The sequence below is a fragment of the Helicobacter sp. genome (genome assembly GCF_022511165.1).
Taxonomy (GTDB): domain Bacteria; phylum Campylobacterota; class Campylobacteria; order Campylobacterales; family Helicobacteraceae; genus Helicobacter_C.
This window is the reverse complement of the sequence record NZ_JAFLSB010000026.1, coordinates 16,118-23,278: the sequence shown is the minus strand read 5'-3', so window position 1 is coordinate 23,278 and position 7,161 is coordinate 16,118. Positions and strand designations below refer to the sequence as shown.

The following is a 7,161-nucleotide window of genomic DNA, read 5'->3' as shown; positions in this document are numbered from 1 at the left end:
CATAAAAGAACATAGCCTCCATCAGCTTGCCCACCTATACGCGTAAGTTTGAGTGAGGGGGAGCGCACGGGATTTACAAGATGGAGATATGAAAGCGCATTTTTTGTATTATATATCATACCCACTCGATCAAAACTCCTTCCTAGTTCTGCTATTACTTCGGGCTTATCTCTGTGAAGCACCATTTGAGCAGAAATAAGACAATACAGATTGTGAGATACAGTAGAACTAACATTTCTATCATAGAGTCTTTTTATTATTATGGGCAATCTTATCGCCCATCTTACATACTGCTCGCATTTTTTGAGAATCTTCATCACTATCCTTTTATAATTAATCACAAGCATAAGGCAAGTTCACGGATTATTATAGCATATTTTTCTTGCTTTTAAATATCAAAAATAACTCCTTGCACCCTTGTAGGCTTTAATCCAATAGTTTGTATCTAATCGTGCTTTGCCCACAACCTTTCCCTTGCTTGGTGCGTGGATAAATTCATTATCACCAATATAAATACCTACGTGATTAACCCTCTTACTTCTATTTGTAATAAAAAATACTAAATCTCCTTTTTGTAATTTACTCTTTGGAATAGAATCCCCCTCATTATACTGCTCATACGAAGAGCGCGGCAGCTCGATACCATTAAGCAAATATACCGCGCGTGTAAGCCCACTGCAATCAAAGCCAGATTCAGAAGTGCCACCCCATTTATAAGGCACACCGATGTATTGATGTGCGCTCTCCACGATATCATCTCGCACGTGCTTAATTTTTTTCTTATGCGACTGCCCTTTTTTATTAATCGCATATTTTTGTGGCGAGACGATAAAAAATTCCCCAATCAAGCCATTTTTACGATATTCTTGCGCACTCTGTTTTGCAATTTCAAAGCTTTCATAATTCCCAAAACGCACCTTATACATATCAGATTCTTTAAACAAAAACGCATCAAGCCCTTTGCTATTAAGTGAATCTACAAAATTTCCAGCATTTTCTACCTTGCTAAAACTTCCCACCTGCACACTATATGAAAGCGGCTTTGGCGCACCTAAACTTGCACAAGCAGAGAAGCACAAAACCACAAATAAAGCAAAAAGAGAGGATATGTGTGATAAGAAATGTTTTGTCATCAAAATAGTTCCGGACTTAAAAATCTTAACCCCATAGACACCCAGCTTTGCCCACCCTTAAAGGCATTACCATAAGTGCCATCAAGCTGAATCTTATCTTGTAAAAGCCAGATTCGCAAACCAACCTGAAACTGCATATCAGCGGTGCGTTCATACAGCCCCTCACCGAGAATCCATATTCTTTTAGAGAGCTGCTTCTCCAAGCCTAAACCAAAATGATAGATGTGCGGCTCATCTTGGTGGCGCTTAAAGCGATAGCCAAGATTTGAATGAAAAAGTAAAGTATGATCAAAAAAAGCTGTGCTAAAAAGCAAATAGCCATAATGGTCGTTACGATATTTAGAATACAAAAAATTATAAGCATTGCCCAGCACCAAACCATAGCTATAGCCTTTGGATTCTAAATCGCCAAAAATCTTTTTTGCCCCTGCCACAAACTGATGTGTGCGGAATCGCTCCTCTGTACCCTCAACTGCGACATTACTCATCATCGCACCCATACTGATTTCGAGATTCCAAAACATATTGCAACCGGGCACCGCCCAATACTCCGCATAATTCCCATCATATAGCCCCCAAGTCTCAAGCTGACAAGAATGTGTATCAACCACATCTGCATCATCAGTAACCATAGGACGCGCCCCATAGACAAACACAAAACTAGCAAAAACGATGAGAGTTATTCTAAAAAACATCTTTGCACCTAATTTTTTCGTCCTCTTAAAAATTTTCTCCAAACCAACTTGCCACATCACTCCGAATCGTCTGTCTTAGCTGAATCCCAGCAATAAAATCATCATTGAGTGCCTTACTTAAAAGGCTTAATGCACCATTGCGAAATTTACTTAGGTAAGGGTGATCAATCTGCGCCCAATCGCCCAAAAATACAATCTTACTCCCCTCGCCTATGCGCGTCCCAATAAGCTTAATAGTCGCATTTGAAGCATTTTGGACTTCATCGAAAATCACAAATTTATTGCCTATACTAATGCCTCGTGCGTGAGCAATATCAACAATCTCAATTTTATGCTTTTGCAAGAAATACTCTGTTGCGTCTTGCTTTTGTATGCCATTGACTTCACCACGATACTCAATGCGCTTTGCTAAAGACTGCTCTTGTAGTTTATCAATGGTAAAATTAATCGCACCATAAAGTGGATACATAAAATATCCAAGTTTTTGCGCCTCATCACCCTTGCGATAGCCTAGTTCAGCCTCTTTGTCATTTGCAGTAATAGTGTTACGCATATATACAATCCCATCAACCACGCCATTTTTTACAAGCGTAATCCCTGCTTGAAGGGCAATGAGTGTTTTTCCACTCCCTGTTGAACCCGTAGCGATAGTAAGATTATTTTGAGAATGTATAAGGAGGGCATAAAGCATTTTTTGCTCAAGGTTAATTGGCATAATATAGGGTTGATTAGCCTTTAAAATCTCATCAAGATTTAGCTCCTCAAATGCCCCGCCTATTTTTAAGCCAAAGCTTTTTTTTCCTGTTTTATACAATGAACTATCGGTATTATCAAGCTCATCAACTTGTATAAGAGACCATTGCGTGAGTTTAGCAAAATCCTCATTATCTTTTAAATGCACAAGAGGTTTATCTTTGTGCATCTCAAAAAATGCCCAAAAATCAATATCATTTGGATTTTCTACCCTATCACGAAAAAGTGATTGGGCGCTTATACCTTGCGTTTGAGCGCGGATTTTGAGAGAAATATCATTTGTAAGAAGGAGTAAGTGATAATCTTGTGCAATTTCGATGAGTTTAGAATCATTATAACTACGCTCTTGTGGGATACTCTTATAAACAGGGCGATAAATCAAAATAATGGGGATGCTTATATGTGCAAGGCGAAAATAGATTTTTTGCAAATCATCATTTCCTTGTGCCTTACTCTTAAGCGCTTCATTGTCAATGGGTTCATCATTTATGTTATCACTATTAATACAGCGAAAAAACTCTCGTGCAAAAAAGCCTGTCTCGCTCTGCAAATCTTTCTTTTTATCAAGCTCTTCGATAACAACTTCGGAAATAAAAAGTGTATTTTGTGAATCCTGCCACAAATAGACGATATTTTGTATATCATCTAGGATAATAGAGGTATCAAGTAAGTAACATTTGCCGCTCAATCAGCTCCCCCTCAAAACGCCTCCATTAACGTTATCAACAAAATCCATTGTTTTTATTACAGAATCTATAAGTCCTTTCATTTCTTTGCTATGATTGTCATTGCTTGCAATTTTTGAAAACTCATCAAAATCAAGCTTTGATGAGCGATTTTTTAAATAATCCATTGCTACTTGCTCATTGCTATTAATTAAGCCTTGTTTTCTCAATGTAGAAGAAAGATTCTCAAATGAGGTTTTGTTATTAAATCCCCCTTCAAGCTCACCACCAATCTCACGCGCCTTTTTGAGTTCTTCTGAAGGCGAAAACCTATCCTCCATACGTCTTGCAATATCAACATACTGAAGGGATTGTGTGCTTTTATCGCTATTATTGACAGAATCTACGCCATTAGGTTTTTGTTCGCTCTCTCTTGTTTCATTGAGATTTTGTGGCTGATTCTGAACATTATAGATATTAGCAAGCAACCCCTGCACACCATTATGATTGATTTTTGTAATATCCATTTTATACCTCCGCCTTAATCTAATACCAATTTTTCAAGCAAATAATATTCCTAAAAATTCCAACCTGAACGCGTTTTACCCTCCCCTTGGATATTTGAAGAAGTCTGTATATCTTGCATCTCTTGGCTTTTTTGTGTGTCTGATTCTTGTGAATCTTTTGCTAGGCTTGTAAGTAAGGCGTAGGCTTTATCAATTTCTTTAATGCGCGAAAGTGAGGTATCACGAAAACTTTTATTAATATTTTTATTGTCAAAAATATTTTGCTTAGCACCCTTAATAAGCTCGTGATATTTTTGTTCAAGCACTTCTTTACTTGGCATATCTACACTAGAATCTTGCAAATCAAATATTGCTCTTGCCTCTTGCTCGCTCATAGTTACCTCTTGCGCATAAGCTTGCTCAAATTGCTCATAAAGCGCATTAAAATCCTCATTAGTAAGCTCGAAGAATGCTGCAATATCAACAATACGATCGCTCTCTTCACTACTTAATACACCATCAGCATAAGCAAGAACAAATAAAAATTCTACAACCTTTAATCGCTTTTTATACTCACCTTTTGTAAGCGCCACATACTCATCACATAGCTCATCAAGTGGGATTGTGGGAGTTTTTTGCTCCATTACAATAGTATTTAATTCATCTTTGCTTAACTTTGGATTTTTAGATTCTGCTGCCATATCTGTAAGTATTTCATCAAGAAGTTTTCTTTCAAGCGGACATATTTTCTCATCGCTCCATACAACAGAGCCTAAAATTGCCGCCAATACACCAAATTCACTTGATTTTACCTTATCTACTTGTGCCATTTCCTCATAGGGATTATGAAAATCTATAGGCGCAGAATCTACACGATTTGTATAAGGTTGCTGTTGTGGATGGAGAGGATTCTTAAGATACTCTTGTAGGGTATTATAGAGAAAATACACAACCACCCCAGCTATGAGCAAAAGCACGATTTCCATTGTATATTTATCCTTTTTTATCCATAATTTTGCGCGATTATAGCAAAAAATACTTTGATTTTGTTAATTAACGCTTATTAATACGCTTTTCAAATTCTTTTTTCAAGCGTTCCTCTTGCTCCCGCTCACTTTGCTTTAATCGCTTCAATTCCTCGACACGCTCATTTTCAAGCGCAATCTTACGCTCTCTACCCTCGCGAATCTTTTGCATATATTGCTCACGTCTTTCTGGATTCTGATAACGAATGGGCTTCATAAAAAGCATTCCTACGATAATAAAGAAAAATACCAATGCCATAGCGGCATCTTCTCCACCAAAATGATACCAAGTTGCGCCAATCACCGCCGCAAAAAGAAATTTCCAAAATGCTTGCATTAAAATATCTCCACCTTTTGATTATGATACATAAAGCCAAGTCTATTCCTTTCTTGCCCAAAAGCCAAAAGTAAGGCTTGAGGCAAAAAAAGAATAGGCAGGGCAATATTGTCTCGATTATACACACTACAAAGCTTTGTGCGATAAGAATCAAGCATAACAAATTGACTCAACGAATAGGTAAGGATAAAATCCACCCCCAAATCTGCTAAATCAAAAAAGAGTCTTGCACTATTGAAAAACGCACTTTGTGGATTAACCTGCAATAAATGTGCGTAGTATTGGTTTGCTATGGGTGTTTCAAGCACTTTTAAGTCAATTTGTTCATAGATTCTATGATTTGTGCTTTTTGGCACATATCCTTGATATGCTCCGCGCACAATCGCAGTGCTAAATTGAGTAAATCTTTTTTGAATAAGCGCACTTATATCAATACTATTAAGCAAATCAGGCAAATAACTCATTTGTACCTTACTATCATATAAAAGATTAAATTTATGGAGATATTGCGTCTCTATTTCGCGCATAATATGGCTGCGAGATTCTATGAGGGATTTTGCATAAAAAGCATTTGCATACGCGTCCTCCTCAACAAACACAAGCGTAGCATCAGCAGCATTAGCTAAAGCAAGATTATAGGCAACATTATGCAATAAATCATTTTTTTGTGCCAATCGCGCCCAATACCCTCCGCAATCAAACAAACCAGCAGGTGAAATTGAAGTGGGAGAAATAACCTCCAAGCCAAGGGTTGCAAAAAGTGCTTTTGTGCTACAAAGTAAGCTCTGCGGATTGAGCGTATTATCGTATCTATCGTAAATTATATACTTCATCACTTATCCTTTTTGCCCTATCTTTAAAGTCGCTAGCGCTTGACATTGTTTAGATTCAGAGGAAAAGACAACATCACGCATAAAATCCCATATTTCCTCATCAAGCGCGTTTGCTCGTGGATACACCATATCTGCAAGACTCACAAAATGCAAAATCCCCCCTTGCGAATCTAAAAGCCAACGCATAAGTTCTTGAATCTTATCAGGGTGGCGTGAGATAAGCCATTTAAGATATAAAAAGAATCCATCACCCAAATAATGCTCATTTTTGAGGGGTGTGATGAGATTAAGCATTAAGTATTTATTTAGCTCCTCTTTCTCCTCATTGCTTACAAAATCTGCCCATTCAAAGAAAGTTTCATATTTTCTCCACAATGCTTTTTGATTAAGCAGTAAATCTTTTGAAGCATAATAGGTACTCAATGGCTCAATCTGCCATTGAGTACCAAATCTCTGCACAAGCTCTATGATACCCAAATCCTCAAAAATGGCTATACCATTAATACGCAATGTCAAATACTGCCTATCATAGCCATAGTTATAGAGCTCATTGTCTAAAAAGACAAGCAAATTTGTGAGGGTGTGTTGTGATGTAAAAGGAAAAACTAATTTGGCATAATAGGGCAGATAATCCACACCTGCCTCGAATCTAAAGACTTCAAGATTTACTCTATCCATAGAGACTCCTTGTGAGGCGAAATTCTTATTTGAGAAATAGGAATCTTAGCATATTTCATCAATACTCTCCTTAAAAGGTTAATTATTTTTTGAAAAACCTACTATTTTCCGGATTTGATGTAAAAGCAAGTCTTGAATGCTCTAAGCCCTCTTCTTGCACAGAAGCAATAAGATCGAGTTCTTCTGTAGAGAGATTGTAAAAGCAAGGGTGACTTACATTTGTCCATAATGGTACTTCGCGTAACAAATCATTATCGTGAAGCAAAACTTGCACGATACCTCTATAAGCAATACGCACGATACTGCCGATATTTTCATTCCCAAATCCTGCCTCAAAGCTTATACTATCACTTTCAAGCTCTATACTTTCAAAAGTATAGCCTGCAAGCACAAAAAGCGTGATATCATTAAAAGTGTTACTAATATGTTCAGGTAGTGGAGGATCAAAATGTGTTTGCTTCATATCACACAAAATATTAAAGCTCACACCCTCTTTAAGCAAAAAAGTAAGAATCTCTTTGAGATGAGAGAGGAGA

Annotated in this window: 9 protein-coding genes and 1 pseudogene; all 10 read right to left on the bottom strand. The window is 37.3% G+C overall.

Annotation, left to right across the window (positions count from 1 at the left end):
- A pseudogene (locus tag J1E28_RS05140) lies at positions 1-317 on the bottom strand (hypothetical protein); the annotation flags it as partial.
- A gap of 78 nt (positions 318-395) precedes the next feature.
- Positions 396-1,133: an NlpC/P60 family protein gene (locus tag J1E28_RS05135; RefSeq protein ID WP_291027426.1), complete on the bottom strand. Its 738-nt coding sequence runs from the start codon at positions 1,131-1,133 to the stop codon at positions 396-398.
- Positions 1,133-1,828 (bottom strand): hypothetical protein, encoded by a 696-nt coding sequence (locus J1E28_RS05130; RefSeq protein ID WP_291027420.1) that lies wholly within the window; start codon positions 1,826-1,828, stop codon positions 1,133-1,135. The genes J1E28_RS05135 and J1E28_RS05130 overlap by 1 nt, the downstream gene beginning before the upstream one ends.
- Positions 1,829-1,853: 25 nt before the next feature.
- Positions 1,854-3,269: a PhoH family protein gene (locus tag J1E28_RS05125; RefSeq protein WP_291027418.1), complete on the bottom strand. Its 1,416-nt coding sequence runs from the start codon at positions 3,267-3,269 to the stop codon at positions 1,854-1,856.
- The gene (locus J1E28_RS05120; RefSeq protein ID WP_291027416.1) at positions 3,270-3,773 is read right to left on the bottom strand and encodes a hypothetical protein; all 504 of its coding nucleotides are present in this window, start codon (positions 3,771-3,773) and stop codon (positions 3,270-3,272) included. It abuts the gene before it with no gap.
- A 50-nt stretch (positions 3,774-3,823) separates the two neighbouring features.
- On the bottom strand, positions 3,824-4,738 hold the full coding sequence (locus tag J1E28_RS05115; RefSeq protein ID WP_291027414.1) for a TerB family tellurite resistance protein: 915 nt from the start codon (positions 4,736-4,738) through the stop codon (positions 3,824-3,826).
- A gap of 67 nt (positions 4,739-4,805) precedes the next feature.
- On the bottom strand, positions 4,806-5,114 hold the full coding sequence (locus J1E28_RS05110) for a hypothetical protein (protein ID WP_291027412.1): 309 nt from the start codon (positions 5,112-5,114) through the stop codon (positions 4,806-4,808).
- Positions 5,114-5,947, bottom strand: a complete 834-nt coding sequence (locus tag J1E28_RS05105; protein WP_291027410.1) for a hypothetical protein — start codon at positions 5,945-5,947, stop codon at positions 5,114-5,116. The genes J1E28_RS05110 and J1E28_RS05105 overlap by 1 nt, the downstream gene beginning before the upstream one ends.
- A 3-nt stretch (positions 5,948-5,950) precedes the next feature.
- Positions 5,951-6,625: a DUF5644 domain-containing protein gene (locus J1E28_RS05100; protein ID WP_291027408.1), complete on the bottom strand. Its 675-nt coding sequence runs from the start codon at positions 6,623-6,625 to the stop codon at positions 5,951-5,953.
- 82 nt (positions 6,626-6,707) lie between these two features.
- A partial coding sequence (locus J1E28_RS05095; RefSeq protein ID WP_291027405.1) for a hypothetical protein occupies positions 6,708-7,161 on the bottom strand: 454 nt, incomplete at its 5' end.

What these genes read in the sequence shown, in the direction of transcription:
- J1E28_RS05120 (WP_291027416.1), bottom strand. Translation starts at nt 3,773, where the DNA reads ATGGATATTACAAAAATCAATCATAATGGTGTGCAGGGGTTGCTTGCT.
- J1E28_RS05115 (WP_291027414.1), bottom strand. Translation starts at nt 4,738, where the DNA reads ATGGAAATCGTGCTTTTGCTCATAGCTGGGGTGGTTGTGTATTTTCTC.
- J1E28_RS05110 (WP_291027412.1), bottom strand. Translation starts at nt 5,114, where the DNA reads ATGCAAGCATTTTGGAAATTTCTTTTTGCGGCGGTGATTGGCGCAACT.
- J1E28_RS05105 (WP_291027410.1), bottom strand. Translation starts at nt 5,947, where the DNA reads ATGAAGTATATAATTTACGATAGATACGATAATACGCTCAATCCGCAG.
- J1E28_RS05130 (WP_291027420.1), bottom strand. Translation starts at nt 1,828, where the DNA reads ATGTTTTTTAGAATAACTCTCATCGTTTTTGCTAGTTTTGTGTTTGTC.
- J1E28_RS05100 (WP_291027408.1), bottom strand. Translation starts at nt 6,625, where the DNA reads ATGGATAGAGTAAATCTTGAAGTCTTTAGATTCGAGGCAGGTGTGGAT.
- J1E28_RS05135 (WP_291027426.1), bottom strand. Translation starts at nt 1,133, where the DNA reads ATGACAAAACATTTCTTATCACACATATCCTCTCTTTTTGCTTTATTT.